The 13,680-nt window shown below is 63.5% G+C and carries 26 protein-coding genes; 24 read left to right on the top strand and 2 right to left on the bottom strand.

Features of this window, described 5'->3' with window-relative positions:
• The first annotated feature begins 2 nt into the window (after positions 1–2).
• The 24 genes from rpsS (at position 3) to rplQ (ending at position 11,147) form a co-directional block, all read left to right on the top strand.
• Complete coding sequence (gene rpsS / locus IWH25_RS06060; protein ID WP_203388430.1) at positions 3–278, top strand: 30S ribosomal protein S19; 276 nt, start codon at positions 3–5, stop codon at positions 276–278.
• Positions 279–291: 13 nt separating this feature from the next.
• Positions 292–621: a 50S ribosomal protein L22 gene (gene rplV / locus IWH25_RS06065; RefSeq protein ID WP_203388431.1), complete on the top strand. Its 330-nt coding sequence runs from the start codon at positions 292–294 to the stop codon at positions 619–621.
• A gap of 9 nt (positions 622–630) precedes the next feature.
• Positions 631–1,398: a 30S ribosomal protein S3 gene (gene rpsC, locus IWH25_RS06070; RefSeq protein ID WP_203388432.1), complete on the top strand. Its 768-nt coding sequence runs from the start codon at positions 631–633 to the stop codon at positions 1,396–1,398.
• Positions 1,399–1,812: a 50S ribosomal protein L16 gene (rplP, locus tag IWH25_RS06075; protein ID WP_203388433.1), complete on the top strand. Its 414-nt coding sequence runs from the start codon at positions 1,399–1,401 to the stop codon at positions 1,810–1,812. It begins immediately after the preceding gene.
• A 2-nt stretch (positions 1,813–1,814) separates the two neighbouring features.
• Positions 1,815–2,003 carry a 50S ribosomal protein L29 gene (rpmC, locus tag IWH25_RS06080; protein WP_203388434.1) on the top strand — a complete coding sequence of 63 codons (189 nt, stop codon included), beginning with the start codon at positions 1,815–1,817 and terminating at the stop codon, positions 2,001–2,003.
• Positions 2,004–2,005: 2 nt separating this feature from the next.
• Positions 2,006–2,272 carry a 30S ribosomal protein S17 gene (gene rpsQ / locus IWH25_RS06085; RefSeq protein WP_203388435.1) on the top strand — a complete coding sequence of 89 codons (267 nt, stop codon included), beginning with the start codon at positions 2,006–2,008 and terminating at the stop codon, positions 2,270–2,272.
• Between the two features lie 134 nt (positions 2,273–2,406).
• Complete coding sequence (gene rplN / locus IWH25_RS06090) at positions 2,407–2,775, top strand: 50S ribosomal protein L14 (protein ID WP_203388436.1); 369 nt, start codon at positions 2,407–2,409, stop codon at positions 2,773–2,775.
• A gap of 9 nt (positions 2,776–2,784) precedes the next feature.
• The gene (rplX, locus tag IWH25_RS06095; RefSeq protein ID WP_203388437.1) at positions 2,785–3,102 is read left to right on the top strand and encodes a 50S ribosomal protein L24; all 318 of its coding nucleotides are present in this window, start codon (positions 2,785–2,787) and stop codon (positions 3,100–3,102) included.
• A 9-nt stretch (positions 3,103–3,111) separates the two neighbouring features.
• The gene (gene rplE / locus IWH25_RS06100; protein ID WP_203388438.1) at positions 3,112–3,651 is read left to right on the top strand and encodes a 50S ribosomal protein L5; all 540 of its coding nucleotides are present in this window, start codon (positions 3,112–3,114) and stop codon (positions 3,649–3,651) included.
• A gap of 7 nt (positions 3,652–3,658) precedes the next feature.
• Positions 3,659–3,964: a 30S ribosomal protein S14 gene (gene rpsN / locus IWH25_RS06105; protein WP_203388439.1), complete on the top strand. Its 306-nt coding sequence runs from the start codon at positions 3,659–3,661 to the stop codon at positions 3,962–3,964.
• 15 nt (positions 3,965–3,979) lie between these two features.
• Positions 3,980–4,375, top strand: a complete 396-nt coding sequence (gene rpsH / locus IWH25_RS06110; protein WP_203388440.1) for a 30S ribosomal protein S8 — start codon at positions 3,980–3,982, stop codon at positions 4,373–4,375.
• A 9-nt stretch (positions 4,376–4,384) separates the two neighbouring features.
• On the top strand, positions 4,385–4,915 hold the full coding sequence (gene rplF, locus IWH25_RS06115) for a 50S ribosomal protein L6 (RefSeq protein ID WP_203388441.1): 531 nt from the start codon (positions 4,385–4,387) through the stop codon (positions 4,913–4,915).
• A gap of 12 nt (positions 4,916–4,927) precedes the next feature.
• On the top strand, positions 4,928–5,281 hold the full coding sequence (rplR, locus tag IWH25_RS06120) for a 50S ribosomal protein L18 (protein ID WP_338022739.1): 354 nt from the start codon (positions 4,928–4,930) through the stop codon (positions 5,279–5,281).
• A 24-nt stretch (positions 5,282–5,305) separates the two neighbouring features.
• Positions 5,306–5,830, top strand: a complete 525-nt coding sequence (gene rpsE / locus IWH25_RS06125) for a 30S ribosomal protein S5 (RefSeq protein ID WP_203388443.1) — start codon at positions 5,306–5,308, stop codon at positions 5,828–5,830.
• Between the two features lie 5 nt (positions 5,831–5,835).
• The gene (gene rpmD / locus IWH25_RS06130) at positions 5,836–6,018 is read left to right on the top strand and encodes a 50S ribosomal protein L30 (RefSeq protein WP_203388444.1); all 183 of its coding nucleotides are present in this window, start codon (positions 5,836–5,838) and stop codon (positions 6,016–6,018) included.
• A gap of 1 nt (position 6,019) precedes the next feature.
• Positions 6,020–6,454, top strand: a complete 435-nt coding sequence (gene rplO / locus IWH25_RS06135) for a 50S ribosomal protein L15 (protein ID WP_203388445.1) — start codon at positions 6,020–6,022, stop codon at positions 6,452–6,454.
• Positions 6,455–6,475: 21 nt separating this feature from the next.
• Positions 6,476–7,801 carry a preprotein translocase subunit SecY gene (secY, locus tag IWH25_RS06140; protein WP_203388446.1) on the top strand — a complete coding sequence of 442 codons (1,326 nt, stop codon included), beginning with the start codon at positions 6,476–6,478 and terminating at the stop codon, positions 7,799–7,801.
• Positions 7,802–7,824: 23 nt separating this feature from the next.
• Complete coding sequence (infA, locus tag IWH25_RS06145; RefSeq protein WP_203388447.1) at positions 7,825–8,043, top strand: translation initiation factor IF-1; 219 nt, start codon at positions 7,825–7,827, stop codon at positions 8,041–8,043.
• A gap of 70 nt (positions 8,044–8,113) precedes the next feature.
• Positions 8,114–8,227 (top strand): 50S ribosomal protein L36, encoded by a 114-nt coding sequence (gene rpmJ, locus IWH25_RS06150; protein WP_203388448.1) that lies wholly within the window; start codon positions 8,114–8,116, stop codon positions 8,225–8,227.
• A gap of 76 nt (positions 8,228–8,303) precedes the next feature.
• The gene (gene rpsM / locus IWH25_RS06155) at positions 8,304–8,666 is read left to right on the top strand and encodes a 30S ribosomal protein S13 (protein ID WP_203388449.1); all 363 of its coding nucleotides are present in this window, start codon (positions 8,304–8,306) and stop codon (positions 8,664–8,666) included.
• 12 nt (positions 8,667–8,678) lie between these two features.
• On the top strand, positions 8,679–9,068 hold the full coding sequence (gene rpsK / locus IWH25_RS06160; protein ID WP_203388450.1) for a 30S ribosomal protein S11: 390 nt from the start codon (positions 8,679–8,681) through the stop codon (positions 9,066–9,068).
• A 12-nt stretch (positions 9,069–9,080) separates the two neighbouring features.
• Positions 9,081–9,710, top strand: a complete 630-nt coding sequence (gene rpsD, locus IWH25_RS06165) for a 30S ribosomal protein S4 (protein WP_203388451.1) — start codon at positions 9,081–9,083, stop codon at positions 9,708–9,710.
• Positions 9,711–9,746: 36 nt separating this feature from the next.
• Entirely contained in the window at positions 9,747–10,715 is a 969-nt protein-coding gene (locus IWH25_RS06170) for a DNA-directed RNA polymerase subunit alpha (protein ID WP_203388452.1), read from the top strand.
• A 33-nt stretch (positions 10,716–10,748) separates the two neighbouring features.
• Complete coding sequence (rplQ, locus tag IWH25_RS06175; protein ID WP_203388453.1) at positions 10,749–11,147, top strand: 50S ribosomal protein L17; 399 nt, start codon at positions 10,749–10,751, stop codon at positions 11,145–11,147.
• Positions 11,148–11,236: 89 nt separating this feature from the next.
• Here the strand turns inward: rplQ and IWH25_RS06180 are convergent, their stop codons facing one another.
• The gene (locus IWH25_RS06180; RefSeq protein WP_203388454.1) at positions 11,237–12,775 is read right to left on the bottom strand and encodes a SpoIIE family protein phosphatase; all 1,539 of its coding nucleotides are present in this window, start codon (positions 12,773–12,775) and stop codon (positions 11,237–11,239) included.
• The gene (locus IWH25_RS06185) at positions 12,754–13,680 is read right to left on the bottom strand and encodes a response regulator (protein WP_203388455.1); all 927 of its coding nucleotides are present in this window, start codon (positions 13,678–13,680) and stop codon (positions 12,754–12,756) included. Before IWH25_RS06185 ends, IWH25_RS06180 begins: the two co-directional genes overlap by 22 nt.

Consider the following 13,680-nt stretch of genomic DNA (forward strand, 5'->3'; position numbering starts at 1 on the left):
AAATGGCACGTTCTCTGAAAAAGGGCCCCTTCGTCGATGCCCACCTGCAGAAAAAGGTGGATGCGGCGCGTGCGGGCAATGATAAGCGTCCGATCAAGACCTGGTCGCGCCGTTCGACGGTGCTGCCGGACTTCATCGGTCTGACCATCGCCGTGCACAACGGCAAGCAGCACATTCCCGTGTTCGTCACCGAGAACATGGTCGGCCACAAGCTCGGCGAGTTCTCGCTGACCCGCACGTTCAAGGGTCACACCGCCGGCAAGAAGGCCAAGAAGTAAAGGAAGAATGAACATGGAAACTCAAGCTTCCCTGCGCGGCGTTCGCCTGTCGGCCCAGAAGGGCCGCCTGGTCGCCGACCAGATCCGCGGTCTTCCGGTCGACAAGGCGCTCAACGTTCTCGCCTTCAGCCCGAAGAAGGGTGCCGGCATCATCAAGAAGGTGCTCGAGTCGGCGATCGCCAACGCCGAGCACAACGACGGTGCCGACATCGACGAACTGAAGGTCAAGACCATCTACGTCGAAAAGGGCATGGTGCTCAAGCGCTTCACGGCGCGGGCGAAGGGCCGTGGCAACCGGATCACCAAGCCGACCTGCCACATCTTCCTGACTGTCGGTAACTGAGGATAGATAATGGGACAGAAAATTCATCCGACAGGCTTCCGCCTTGCAGTCACCCGTGACTGGTCGTCGCGCTGGTTCGCCAACACCCAGAACTACGCGACCATGCTGAACGAGGACGTCCGCGTCCGCGACTACCTGAAGAAGCGCCTGGCGCACGCTTCGGTCGGCCGCGTGCTGATCGAGCGTCCGGCGAAGAACGCCCGCGTCACCGTCTTCTCGGCCCGCCCCGGCGTCGTCATCGGCAAGAAGGGCGAGGACATCGACCAGCTCCGCTCCGATCTGCAGAAGATCATGGGCGTGCCGGTCCACGTGTCGATCGAGGAAATCCGCAAGCCGGAACTCGACGCGCAGCTGATCGCCGACTCGATCGCCCAGCAGCTCGAGAAGCGCATCATGTTCCGCCGCGCGATGAAGCGCGCGATGCAGAACGCCATGCGCCTTGGCGCCCAGGGCATCAAGATCATGAGCTCGGGCCGTCTGAACGGCGCCGAAATCGCCCGTACCGAGTGGTACCGCGAAGGCCGCGTGCCGCTGCACACGCTGCGTGCCGACATCGACTACGCGACCTCCGAGGCCCGCACCACCTATGGTGTGATCGGCATCAAGGTCTGGGTGTTCAAGGGCGAGATCCTGGGTCGCAACGAGCAGCCGCTGGCTGCCCCGGAAACGCCCGCCGAAGAGCCGAAGCGTCCTGCCCGTCGCGCCGCCAAGCCGGCCGGCGAAGGTGCGGACAAGCCGAAGGCTCCGGCGAAACGAGTTAGAAAGGCAGGTGCCTAAATGCTGCAGCCTAATCGCAGAAAGTACCGCAAGGAACAGAAGGGCCGGAATACCGGCTTGGCTACCCGCGGCGCCAAGGTCTCCTTCGGCGAGTGGGGCCTCAAGGCCACCGGTCGCGGCCGTCTGACGGCGCGTCAGATCGAGGCGGCCCGTCGGGCGATGACCCGCCACATCAAGCGCGGTGGTCGCATCTGGATCCGCATCTTCCCGGACAAGCCGATCTCCAAGAAGCCGGCCGAAGTCCGCATGGGTAACGGCAAGGGCAACCCGGAGTACTACGTCGCCGAGATCCAGCCGGGCAAGGTGCTCTATGAAATGGACGGCGTGAGCGAAGAACTGGCGCGCGAGGCGTTTGCCCTGGCCGCTGCCAAGCTGCCGCTCGCGACCACTTTCGTCACGCGTATGGTGGGTTGATCATGAAAGCCAGCGAACTCAGAACCAAAAGCGCCGACGAGCTGAACAAGGAACTGCTGGAGCTGCTGAAGGCGCAGTTCAGCCTGCGCATGCAGGCGGCGACGCAACAGCTGTCGAATACCAGCCAGCTCGGCAAGGTGCGCCGCGATATCGCGCGCGTGCGCACCCTTCTTCGTGAAAAGGCGGTGTAACAATGAGCGAAACGACCGTTAACAAGCGTACCCTGGTCGGCCGCGTCGTCAGCGACAAGATGGAGAAGACCGTCACCGTCCTGATCGAACGTCGTGTCAAGCACCCGCTGTACGGCAAGGTGATCACGCAGTCGAAGAAATTCCACGCGCACAACGAGAACAACGAAGCGAAGGCCGGCGATCTCGTCGAGATCGAGGAAACCCGTCCGGTCTCGAAGACCAAGGCGTGGCGCGTTTCGAAGCTGCTGGAGAAGGCGGTCGTCGTCTGACGCTTGCCTAATCCGAAAAAGTCGGTATAATTCCGCTTTTTTCGCGCCCGGCCATTCCTGGCCGGGCGTTTCTGCCCCTACGGGTTCCAAGACTGACCGCGAGCGTTCGCGGGAAAAGTTGGAGTGAGTGACAAATGATTCAGATGCAGACGATTCTGGACGTCGCCGATAACACCGGTGCGCGTTCGGTGATGTGTATCAAGGTGCTCGGCGGCTCCAAGCGTCGCTATGCGGGCATCGGCGACATCATCAAAGTGAGTATCAAGGATGCCGCGCCGCGCGGTCGCGTCAAGAAGGGCGACGTCTACAACGCCGTGGTGGTTCGTACCGCCAAGGGCGTGCGCCGTCCCGACGGCTCCCTGATCCGGTTCGACAACAATGCGGCGGTGCTCCTGAACAACAAGCTGGAGCCGATCGGCACGCGTATCTTTGGCCCGGTGACGCGCGAACTGCGTACCGAGCGCTTCATGAAGATCGTGTCCCTGGCGCCGGAAGTGCTGTAAGGAGCGGCCATGGAAAAGATTCGCAAGGGCGACGAAGTCGTCGTCATCACCGGCAAGGACAAGGGCAAGCGCGGCACCGTGCTGCGCCGCGTCGATGCGGACCACCTGGTGGTCGAGGGTGTCAATCGCGCCAAGAAGCACGTCAAGCCGAATCCGGTCAAGGGCGTGGTCGGCGGCATCGTCGAGAAGGACATGCCGATCAATATCTCCAACGTCGCGCTGTTCAACCCGGCCACCGGCAAGGGCGACCGTGTCGGCTTCAAGACGCTTGAAGATGGCAAGAAGGTTCGCGTGTTCAAGTCGAACGGCGAAGTTGTGAGCGCATAAGGAACGATCATGGCGCGTTTGTTTGAATACTACAAATCCAACGTGGTGCCCGAGCTGACCAAGAAGTTCGGCTACAAGTCGAGCATGGAAGTGCCGCGCATCACCAAGATCACCCTGAACATGGGCGTCGGCGAAGCGGTTGCCGACAAGAAGGTTCTGGAAAACGCCGTTGGCGACATGCAGAAGATCGCCGGCCAGAAGCCGGTGGTCACCAAATCGCGCAAGTCGATCGCCGGCTTCAAGATTCGTGACGGTTATCCGATCGGCTGCATGGTGACGCTGCGCGGTCCGCGCATGTTCGAGTTCCTGGACCGTCTGGTGACGATCGCCCTGCCGCGCGTCCGCGACTTCCGCGGCATCTCGGGCAAGGGTTTCGACGGCCGTGGCAACTACAACATGGGCGTCAAGGAACAGATCATCTTCCCGGAAATCGAGTACGACAAGATCGATGCGCTGCGCGGGATGAACATCAGCATCACGACGACCGCGAAGACCGACGAGGAAGCCAAGGCGCTGCTCGCCGGCTTCAAGTTCCCGTTCAAGAATTGAGGCGAACATGGCGAAACTTGCACTGATCAACCGTGACGAAAAGCGCCGCCAGATGGTGGAAAAGTACGCAAAGAAGCGTGCCGAGCTGATCGCGATCATCAACAACGTCAGCCTTTCGGACGTCGAGCGTTACGAAGCCCGCCTCAAGCTGCAGAAGCTGCCGCGCGACGCGAGCCCGGTCCGCCTGCGCAACCGCTGCCAGATCACTGGCCGCCCGCGTGGCGTGTTCCGCAAATTCGGTCTGGGGCGCCTCAAGCTGCGCGACCTCGTCATGAAGGGCGAAGTGCCCGGCATGATCAAGGCCAGCTGGTAAGCAGGAGAATCTGAGATGAGTATGAGCGATCCGATCAGCGATATGCTGACCCGCATCCGCAATGCCCAGCAGGCAGAGAAGGCTTCCGTCGCGATGCCCTCGTCGAAGCTGAAGGTGGCGATTGCGAAAGTGCTGAAGGACGAAGGTTATGTCGAAGACTTCGCCGTGCGCGAAGCCGAAGGCAAGCCGACCCTCGAAATTGGCCTGAAGTACTACGCCGGCCGTCCGGTCATCGAGCGCATCGAGCGCGTCTCGAAGCCCGGCCTGCGCGTGTACAAGGGCAGCACGGACATCCCCCGTGTGATGAACGGCCTCGGCGTGGCGATCGTGTCCACCCCGAAGGGTGTCATGACCGACCGCAAGGCCCGCGCCAGCAATGTTGGCGGCGAAGTCCTCTGCATCGTGGCGTAAGGGGGAATCATGTCGCGTGTAGGCAAGAATCCGATCGCGCTGCCGAAGGGTGTCGAAGTCACCGTCGGCGAGCAGATCGTCGTCAAGGGCCCGCTGGGCTCGCTGAGCTTCAAGGCCAACCCGGCCGTGAAGGTCGAGGTTTCCGGTGATTCGCTGCAGTGCTCCACCGTCGCCGGCGTCGAGAACGCCGCCGCGCTGTGGGGTACCGTGCGCGCCAACCTCAACAATATGGTCAATGGCGTTTCCAAGGGCTTCGAGAAGAAGCTGACGCTGGTCGGCGTCGGCTACCGCGCGCAGGCGCAGGGCGATACGCTGAACCTGTCGCTCGGCTTCTCCCACCCGGTTGCGCACAAGATGCCCGCCGGTATCAAGGTCGAGACTCCGTCGCAGACCGAGATCCTGATCAAGGGTATCGACAAGCAGCTCGTCGGCCAGGTCGCGGCTGAAGTCCGCGCCTACCGTTCGCCGGAGCCCTACAAGGGCAAGGGCGTGCGCTATGCCGACGAAGTGGTGATCCTCAAGGAAACGAAGAAGAAGTAAGGTGGCCAAATGATCGACAAGAAACAAGCGCGTCTGCGCCGTGCCCGCAAAACCCGGGCCAAGATTGCCGAGCTGAAAGCCGTGCGCTTGTGCGTGAATCGCACCAACCTGCACATCTACGCCCAGCTGATTTCCGACTGTGGCTCGAAGGTGCTGGCGTCCGCGTCCACGCTCGAAACCGGGGTTCGCAAGGACATCACCAACGGCGGCAACGTCGCCGCCGCGGCGGCCGTCGGCAAGCTCATCGCCGAGCGTGCCAAGGCTGCCGGCATCGAAACCGTCGCCTTCGACCGCTCCGGCTTCAAGTATCACGGCCGGATCAAGGCCCTGGCCGAAGCCGCCCGCGAGGGCGGGCTGAAGTTCTGATCGGCGAAAGGATCGGAGTAAGAAATGGCAAAACCGCAAAGCAAGAAACCGCAGCAGGCCGAAGAGCGTGATGATGGCCTGCGCGAGAAGATGGTCTCCATCAATCGCGTGACCAAGGTGGTCAAGGGCGGCCGGATCCTCGGCTTCGCCGCACTGACCGTGGTCGGCGACGGCGATGGCGGCATCGGCATGGGCAAGGGCAAGTCGCGCGAAGTGCCGGTCGCCGTGCAAAAGGCGATGGACGAGGCGCGTCGCAAGATGGCCAAGGTCAGCCTGAAGAACGGCACCCTGCATCACACCGTGATCGGCCGCCACGGCGCGTCGACGGTGCTGATCCAGCCGGCGCCGGAAGGTACCGGCATCATCGCCGGCGGCGCCATGCGTGCCGTCTTCGAGGTGATGGGCGTGACCAACATCGTCGCCAAGGCGCACGGCTCGACCAATCCGTACAACATCGTGCGCGCCACGATCAACGGGCTGATGGGCCAGAGCACGCCGGCGGAAATCGCTGCCAAGCGCGGCAAGTCGGTTGAAGAGATCCTGGGGTAATCACCATGGCTGACAAGAAGATCAAGGTTACGCTCGTCAAGAGCCTGATCGGTACCAAGCAGTCGCACCGCGCCACCGTGCGCGGCCTCGGCCTGCGTCGCCTGAACAGCTCGGCCGAGCTGCAGGACACGCCGGCGATTCGCGGCATGATCAACAAGGTTTCGTACCTCGTGAAGTGTGAGGGCTGAGATGAAGCTGAACACCATTCAACCGGGCGAAGGCGCCAAGCACGCCAAGCGCCGCGTCGGTCGCGGCATCGGCTCCGGCCTGGGCAAGACCGGCGGCCGCGGCCACAAGGGTCAGAAGTCGCGTTCCGGCGGCTTCCACAAGGTCGGCTTCGAAGGCGGCCAGATGCCGCTGCAGCGCCGTCTGCCGAAGCGCGGCTTCGTTTCGCTGACCAATGCGCGTAACGTCGAGGTGCGCCTGTCCGAGCTGGCCCTGCTGCCGGTCGACGAGATCGACCTGCAGACGCTGAAGCAGGCCGGCCTCGTGCCGCAGCTGGCGCTGTCGGCCAAGGTCGTCCTCTCCGGCGAAGTCGGCCGCAAGGTGACGCTGAAGGGCGTCGGCGCGACCGCGGGTGCCAAGGCCGCGATCGAAGCCGCCGGCGGCTCGGTCGGCGAGTAATCGGCGCGATAGGTAAGCGGATTGGCGACTACTCCCAACACCATCGGCAAGAGCGGAAAGTTCGGCGACCTCAAGCGTCGCTTGTGGTTCCTGCTGGGCGCCCTGGTCGTTTACCGCATCGGGGCGCACATCCCGGTGCCGGGCATCGACGCGGCCGCGCTTTCCGATCTCTTCAACAGCCAGCAGGGCGGCATCCTGGGCATGTTCAACATGTTCTCGGGCGGCGCCCTGTCGCGCTTCACCATCTTCGCGCTGGGGATCATGCCGTACATTTCGGCATCGATCATCATGCAGCTGATGAGCGTGGCCAGCCCCCAGCTGGAGGCCTTGAAGAAGGAAGGTGAGGCGGGTCGTCGCAAGATCACGCAATACACCCGCTACGGCACCGTCGTGCTCGCCCTGTTCCAGGGCGTCGGCATCGCCATCGCGCTGGAAGCGCAGCCCGGGCTGGTGCTCGATCCCGGCTTCATGTTCCGCCTGACGACGGTGACGACGCTGCTCACCGGCACGATGTTCCTGATGTGGCTGGGCGAGCAGATCACCGAGCGCGGCCTCGGCAACGGCATCTCGATCATCATCTTCGCCGGCATCGCCGCCGGCCTGCCGAACGCGATCGGCGGCCTGCTCGAGCTGACCCGCACCGGTGCGATGCACCCCCTGACCGCGATCTTCATCTGCATCCTGGTGGTGCTGGTGACTGCCTTCGTCGTCTTCGTCGAGCGCGGCCAGCGCAAGATCCTGGTGAACTACGCCAAGCGTCAGGTCGGCAACAAGATCTACGGCGGCCAGAGCTCGCACCTGCCGCTGAAGCTGAACATGGCGAGTGTCATTCCGCCGATCTTCGCGTCGTCGATCATCCTGTTCCCGGCCACTGTCGCCGGCTGGTTCGGCTCGGGCGATTCGATGCGCTGGCTGAAGGACGTTGCGGCGACGCTATCGCCCGGTCAGCCGATCTACGTGATGCTGTACGCCGCTGCGATCGTGTTCTTCTGCTTCTTCTACACGGCGCTGGTCTTCAATTCGAAGGAGACCGCCGACAACCTGAAGAAGAGCGGCGCGTTCGTTCCCGGTATCCGCCCGGGCGAGCAGACCGCGCGCTACATCGACAAGATTCTGATGCGGCTGACGCTGGTCGGCGCGGCCTACATCACCGTGGTCTGCCTGCTGCCGGAGTTCCTGATCCTGAAGTGGAACGTGCCGTTCTATTTCGGCGGTACCTCGCTGCTGATCATCGTGGTCGTGACCATGGACTTCATGTCGCAGGTGCAGGCCTACGTGATGTCGCACCAATACGAAAGCCTGCTGAAGAAGGCGAACTTCAAGGGCGCCGGCATTCCCGGCCGGTGAGCGGGGAAGCGGGCGGGTAAGGAATGGCGAAGGAAGACCTGATTGAAATGCAGGGCGAGGTTCTGGAGAACCTGCCCAACGCGACGTTCAAGGTGAAGCTGGAAAACGGGCACGTGGTGCACGCTTTCATCTCCGGCAAGATGCGCATGCACTACATCCGCATCCTTCCCGGCGACAAGGTCACCGTGCAACTGACACCGTATGACCTGTCGAAGGCGCGCATCACCTTCCGGGCCAAGTAAAGATCTCTACGCAAGAAGCAACAGGGCGATTGGCTGGCTGCGCCATGAGCCGAAAACCAGGAGTTGAAAAATGAAAGTGCTGGCATCTGTTAAGCGCATCTGCCGCAACTGCAAAATCATTCGGCGCAATGGCATCGTGCGCGTGATCTGTACCGATCCGCGCCACAAGCAGCGTCAGGGCTGATCGTCACGACTCGCTCGTTTGAGTCGTTAGGCGATTGAAGATATAATTGTAAGTTTCGCATTTTCGGGGTGAATCGATGGCCCGTATTGCCGGGGTAAACATTCCCAACCACCAGCATGCCGAGATCGCGCTGACCGCGATCTACGGTATCGGCCGCACGCGCGCGCAGAAGATCTGTGACGCCGCTGGCATCAACCGTTCGACCAAGATGAAGGATCTCAACGACAGCGAGATGGACAAGCTGCGTGAGGAAGTCGGCAAGTTCACCGTCGAAGGCGACCTGCGTCGCGAAGTGACGATGAACATCAAGCGACTGATGGACCTTGGTTGCTATCGTGGCCTGCGCCACCGCAAGGGTCTGCCGGTCCGCGGCCAGCGTACCCGCACGAACGCCCGCACCCGCAAGGGCCCGCGCAAGGCGATCGCCGGTAAGAAGTAATAGGGACTGATCATGGCCAAGACTGCTACCAAAGTTCGCAAGAAAGTCAAGAAGAACGTGGCCGAGGGCATTGCCCACATCCACGCTTCGTTCAACAACACGATCATCACCATCACCGACCGCCAGGGCAACGCCCTGTCGTGGGCGACGTCGGGCGGCGCCGGCTTCAAGGGCTCGCGCAAGTCGACGCCGTTCGCCGCGCAGGTCGCCGCCGAGGCCGCCGGCAAGGCTGCCCAGGAGTGCGGTGTGAAGAACCTCGAAGTGCGGATCAAGGGCCCCGGCCCCGGCCGCGAGTCGTCCGTTCGTGCGCTCAACGCACTGGGCATGAAGATCACGTCGATCACCGACGTGACCCCGGTTCCGCACAACGGCTGCCGTCCGCCGAAAAAGCGCCGCATCTAAGGAGAAGGAAAAGTGGCTCGCAATCTCGATCCGAAATGCCGTCAGTGCCGCCGCGAAGGGGAGAAACTCTTCCTCAAGGGCGAAAAGTGCTTCACTGACAAGTGTGCCATCGAGCGCCGTTCGTACGCGCCCGGCCAGCACGGCCAGAAGTCCGGCCAGCGCCTGTCCGACTACGGCGTGCACCTGCGCGAGAAGCAGAAGATCCGCCGCATCTACGGCGTGCTCGAAGGCCAGTTCCGCAAGACCTTCGCCGAAGCTGAGCGCCGCAAGGGCCAGACCGGCGAAAACCTGCTGCAACTCCTCGAGTCGCGCCTCGACGCCGTCGCCTACCGCATGGGCTTCGGTGCCTCGCGCTCGGAGTCGCGCCAGGTCGTCCGCCACAACGGCGTGCTGGTCAATGGCAAGCGTGTGAACATTCCGTCCTACGTGGTTCGTCCTGGTGATGTCATCGAACTCGCCGACAAGACCAAGGGCCAACTGCGCGTCAAGGCGGCGATGGAAGCGGCCGAAGCTCGCGGTTTCCCCGAGTGGCTGGAAGTTGATATCAAGAACGGCAAGGGCACCTTCAAGGCTGTCCCGCAGCGCAGCGAACTGCCGTCGACGATCAACGAAAGCCTCGTCGTCGAACTGTATTCGAAGTAATCGCAGACCCGCCGCCCATAAGGCAAAGGACAGCACATGCAAACTGGACTTCTGAAACCCCGCATCATCGACGTGCAGAGCGTCTCGCCGGTGCAGGCCAAGGTCGTGATGGAGCCGTTCGAACGCGGCTACGGTCACACCCTCGGCAATGCGCTGCGCCGCATCCTGCTCTCGTCGATGCAGGGCTACGCCGCGACCGAAGTGTCGATCGACGGCGTTCTGCACGAGTACTCGACGCTGGACGGTGTGCAGGAAGACATCGTCGACATCCTGCTCAACCTCAAGGGCATCGTCTTCAAGCTGCACGGCCGTGATTCGGTCGTGCTGCAGCTGAAGAAGGAGGGCGAGGGCGTCGTCCGTGCCAGCGACATCGAGACCTCGCATGACGTCGAGATCATCAACCCGGATCACGTGATCGCTCATCTGTCCGCCGGCGGCAAGCTGGCGATGGAGATCAAGGTCGAGAAGGGCCGCGGCTATGTTCCCGGCAACGTGCGCAACCTCGGCGACAACAAGAGCATCGGCAAGCTGGTGCTCGACGCTTCGTTCAGCCCGGTCCGCCGCGTCGCCTACAACGTCGAAAGCGCCCGCGTCGAGCAGCGTACCGACCTCGACAAGCTGATCATCGACATCGAGACCAACGGCGTCGTCGAGCCCGAGGATGCGATCCGCACCGCGGCGCGCATGCTGATCGACCAGCTTTCCGTTTTCGCCGACCTGGAAGGCACCGCCGTTCCGGTCGAGCAGCAGAAGTCGATCCAGGTCGATCCGATCCTGCTGCGCCCGGTGGATGATCTCGAGCTGACCGTCCGTTCGGCCAACTGCCTGAAGGCGGAGAACATCTACTACATCGGCGACCTGATCCAGCGCACCGAGAACGAGCTCCTGAAGACGCCGAACCTCGGTCGCAAGTCGCTCAACGAAATCAAGGAAGTGCTGGCCGCGCGCGGCCTGACCCTGGGCATGAAGCTCGAAAACTGGCCGCCGGCCGGTCTCGAGAAGTAAGCCTGGCGGGACTGAAACAGAGAGGAACACAAAATGCGTCACCGTTTGGGACTTCGCAAACTCAACCGCACCAGCAGCCACCGCCTGGCGATGTTTCGCAACATGAGCGTGTCGCTCCTGAAGCACGAGGCGATCAAGACCACCCTGCCCAAGGCCAAGGAGCTGCGCCGCGTCGTCGAGCCGCTGATCACCCTCGGCAAGAAGCCGTCGCTGGCCAACCGCCGTCTGGCGTTCGACCGCCTGCGCGACCGCGACGTCGTCGTCAAGCTGTTCGACGAGCTGGGTCCGCGCTTCGCCAACCGCAATGGCGGCTACCTGCGCATCCTGAAGTGCGGCTTCCGCGTCGGCGACAATGCGCCGATGGCGTACGTCGAACTGCTCGATCGCCCGGAGCCCACCGAAGCGCCGGCGGAAGTGGCCGAAGCCGCCTGAGCCCCTCGGCAAAAACGAAAAAGCCAGGTCTCGACCTGGCTTTTTTTTTTGCCCATCTCCCGGCGCGCCGCGGCGTTGCGACCGCCCGCTCAGCGACAGTCGAGCAGCAGCAGCGAGACGTCGTCCTGCGGCGGCGAAGTGTCGAGGTGGCCCAGCAGCGAGTCCTGCATCGCCTCCTTCCGGCGCGCTGCAGGCGCATCGCGCAGCGCCTGCAGCAGGCGCGCCTCTCCGAACTGCTCGCCGGCGACGTTGGCCGCCTCAAGCAGGCCGTCTGAGTAGAGCGCCAGCTGGCAGCTCCCGCGCCAGGAAAAACGGACCGGCTGGAATTCCTCGGCGCTGCTGTCGGCGATACCCAGCGGCAACGCCGTCGATCCATACGCGGCGGCGACGTTGCCGGCGTCGTCGAGCAGGAACGCGGTCGGCATCCCGCCGACCCAGATTTCGCCGCTGCGCTCCGCCGGGTCGAGGCAGACCGCGCAGGCCGCGACAAAGCGGCCGACCGGCATCGCGTCACGCATCTGCTGGTTGATCTCGCTCATCATCGCGCCTAGCGTCGGGGCTTGCCGGACCAGCCGATAGAACAGCGTCAGCAGCGGTACCGTGCTGATCGCGGCGGTCAGGCCATGGCCGGTGGCGTCGGCCAGCATCGCATACAGCCTGCCGTCCGGGCCACGCGCCGCGGCGAGAACGTCCCCGGAAAAATGCAGCGCCGGCGACAGCCAGTAGCGGATCAGCGGGTCGTCGAGCTCCTTGCGCATCATCTGCCGTTCGATCAGCGCCGTCGCCAGCTGGTTCTCGGCCTCGCTCGCGTCGTAGTAGCGTTGCAGCTTCTCGGCGTTGTCGCGCAGCAAGTCTTCCGCGCGCTTGCGCTCGCTGATGTCGCGGATGACGCCGATGAAGGTGCGCTGGCCTTCGAGGCGCACCTCGCTGATCGTCAGCTCGGCGGGGAATTCGCGCCCGCTGCGATGCCGGGCGGTGACCGTGCGGCCGATGCCGATAACCTTCGGCGGGCCGCCGGCGATGTACTCGCGTACGTAATCGTCATGACGGCTGCGGTGCGGTTCGGGACAGAGGACGGAGACATTCTGGCCGACGAGTTCGTCAACCGGCCAGCCGAACAGGTCTTCTACCATGCGGTTGCATGAGGTGATGATGGCCCGCGAGTCGATCGTGACCAGCGCCTCGAGCACATTGTCGGAGATCGACTGCAGCCGCCGCAGCGAGTCGCTGACGCTCTGCTGCAGCATCAGCGTGCGCTGCATCGAGCGCATCTTGGCCTCGAGCACGACGAAGTTGATCGGTTTCGACAGATAGTCGTCGCCGCCGGCGTCGAGACCGCCGACCAGATTCTCGTCGCGGTCGAGCGCCGACAGAAAGATGATCGGCACCCAGCGCTCCGACGGTAGCGCGCGAATCCGCCGGGTGGCCTCGAGTCCGTCCATCACCGGCATCATGATGTCCATCAGCACCAGGTCGGGCTGGTGTTCCTCGTACAGCGCCAGCGCGCGCTCGCCGTCCTCGGCGAGGATCGCCTCGTGTCCGAGCTTGCGCAGGAACACCTGCAGGATCTGCAGGTTGGTACGGTTGTCGTCGACGGTCAGGATCTTCAGTTTCGGCAGTTCGGGCATGGCGGAGAGGCCTGGTCGGTGTGGGCGATGGTGGCGACAACCGTATTGCCGCAGCCCTCGTAGCAGAGCGAATCGAAGCTGGCAGCCCGCGCCAGGGCGATGCCCCTCCCGTTCGGGTCGCAAGCGCGCTGCGGATCGAAGTCGAGATAGGGGGCCCAGTCGAAGCCGCTGCCTTCGTCTTCAACGCGGATGCAGACCGCGCTGTCGGTCCGGGTCAGGGTCACGCGCACGTGCTTGTGCCGGTTTTCCGGCAGATCGAGGCGGCGCTGCACTTCCTCCAGCCAGCGGTCGGTCTGCTTCAGCATGGCCTTTTCCGCGTAGCTGATGCCGAGATTGCCATGTTCGACGGCATTGACGAGCAGCTCGGAGATGCCGATGACCGCCGCCTCCGGTCGCGGGCAGCCGAGCGCGAGGAAGGCCGCCAGTGCGCTCGCCTCGTCGACGCTGCGCAGCGAGAACTCGGCGTTGCTCAGCAGTTTCAGCGCATTGCCGTGTTCCGCCAGGCGCTGCCGCAATTGGTCGCGCGCGGTGCTGTCGGTCAGCGCGCTGCGCACGATCGCCAGCAGCGAGTCGCGTTCATAGGGCTTCACCAGATAGTAGTAGGCGCCCGCGGCGAGTCCTTCGCGGATCTGGTCGGGGGCGCCGGCGGCGGTCTGCATGATCACCGGCGTTTCCGCGAAACGGCGGTCGGCCTTGATCCGCCGCAGCAGCGCGATGCCGTCGAGGACCGGCATCATCCGGTCGAGCACGATGAGGTCGTAATGCCCGCCGCCGTCCATCAGTGTCCACGCCTCCTCGCCGTGAGTGGCGGTGTCGAGCGTATAGCCGAGCCCGTCGAAATACTCGGCAACGATTTCCAGATTGATCGGCTCGTCATCGACGACCAGCAGACGCGGTGTGCCCAT

It is taken from the genome of Azospira restricta (genome assembly GCF_016858125.1).
GTDB classification, from domain to species: Bacteria; Pseudomonadota; Gammaproteobacteria; order Burkholderiales; family Rhodocyclaceae; genus Proximibacter; species Proximibacter restrictus.

Bases quoted from the DNA above. Each gene is read 5' to 3' on its own strand.
- rplP (WP_203388433.1), top strand. From the start codon at position 1,399: ATGCTGCAGCCTAATCGCAGAAAGTACCGCAAGGAACAGAAGGGCCGG.
- IWH25_RS06180 (WP_203388454.1), bottom strand. From the start codon at position 12,775: ATGCCCGAACTGCCGAAACTGAAGATCCTGACCGTCGACGACAACCGT.
- infA (WP_203388447.1), top strand. From the start codon at position 7,825: ATGGCGAAGGAAGACCTGATTGAAATGCAGGGCGAGGTTCTGGAGAAC.
- rpmJ (WP_203388448.1), top strand. From the start codon at position 8,114: ATGAAAGTGCTGGCATCTGTTAAGCGCATCTGCCGCAACTGCAAAATC.
- rpsK (WP_203388450.1), top strand. From the start codon at position 8,679: ATGGCCAAGACTGCTACCAAAGTTCGCAAGAAAGTCAAGAAGAACGTG.
- rpsH (WP_203388440.1), top strand. From the start codon at position 3,980: ATGAGTATGAGCGATCCGATCAGCGATATGCTGACCCGCATCCGCAAT.
- rplV (WP_203388431.1), top strand. From the start codon at position 292: ATGGAAACTCAAGCTTCCCTGCGCGGCGTTCGCCTGTCGGCCCAGAAG.
- rplX (WP_203388437.1), top strand. From the start codon at position 2,785: ATGGAAAAGATTCGCAAGGGCGACGAAGTCGTCGTCATCACCGGCAAG.
- rpsS (WP_203388430.1), top strand. From the start codon at position 3: ATGGCACGTTCTCTGAAAAAGGGCCCCTTCGTCGATGCCCACCTGCAG.
- rpsM (WP_203388449.1), top strand. From the start codon at position 8,304: ATGGCCCGTATTGCCGGGGTAAACATTCCCAACCACCAGCATGCCGAG.
- rpsQ (WP_203388435.1), top strand. From the start codon at position 2,006: ATGAGCGAAACGACCGTTAACAAGCGTACCCTGGTCGGCCGCGTCGTC.
- rpsC (WP_203388432.1), top strand. From the start codon at position 631: ATGGGACAGAAAATTCATCCGACAGGCTTCCGCCTTGCAGTCACCCGT.
- rplQ (WP_203388453.1), top strand. From the start codon at position 10,749: ATGCGTCACCGTTTGGGACTTCGCAAACTCAACCGCACCAGCAGCCAC.
- rpsE (WP_203388443.1), top strand. From the start codon at position 5,306: ATGGCAAAACCGCAAAGCAAGAAACCGCAGCAGGCCGAAGAGCGTGAT.
- rpsN (WP_203388439.1), top strand. From the start codon at position 3,659: ATGGCGAAACTTGCACTGATCAACCGTGACGAAAAGCGCCGCCAGATG.
- rpmC (WP_203388434.1), top strand. From the start codon at position 1,815: ATGAAAGCCAGCGAACTCAGAACCAAAAGCGCCGACGAGCTGAACAAG.
- rplN (WP_203388436.1), top strand. From the start codon at position 2,407: ATGATTCAGATGCAGACGATTCTGGACGTCGCCGATAACACCGGTGCG.
- rplF (WP_203388441.1), top strand. From the start codon at position 4,385: ATGTCGCGTGTAGGCAAGAATCCGATCGCGCTGCCGAAGGGTGTCGAA.
- rplE (WP_203388438.1), top strand. From the start codon at position 3,112: ATGGCGCGTTTGTTTGAATACTACAAATCCAACGTGGTGCCCGAGCTG.
- rplO (WP_203388445.1), top strand. From the start codon at position 6,020: ATGAAGCTGAACACCATTCAACCGGGCGAAGGCGCCAAGCACGCCAAG.
- rpmD (WP_203388444.1), top strand. From the start codon at position 5,836: ATGGCTGACAAGAAGATCAAGGTTACGCTCGTCAAGAGCCTGATCGGT.
- IWH25_RS06170 (WP_203388452.1), top strand. From the start codon at position 9,747: ATGCAAACTGGACTTCTGAAACCCCGCATCATCGACGTGCAGAGCGTC.
- IWH25_RS06185 (WP_203388455.1), bottom strand. From the start codon at position 13,680: ATGGGCACACCGCGTCTGCTGGTCGTCGATGACGAGCCGATCAATCTG.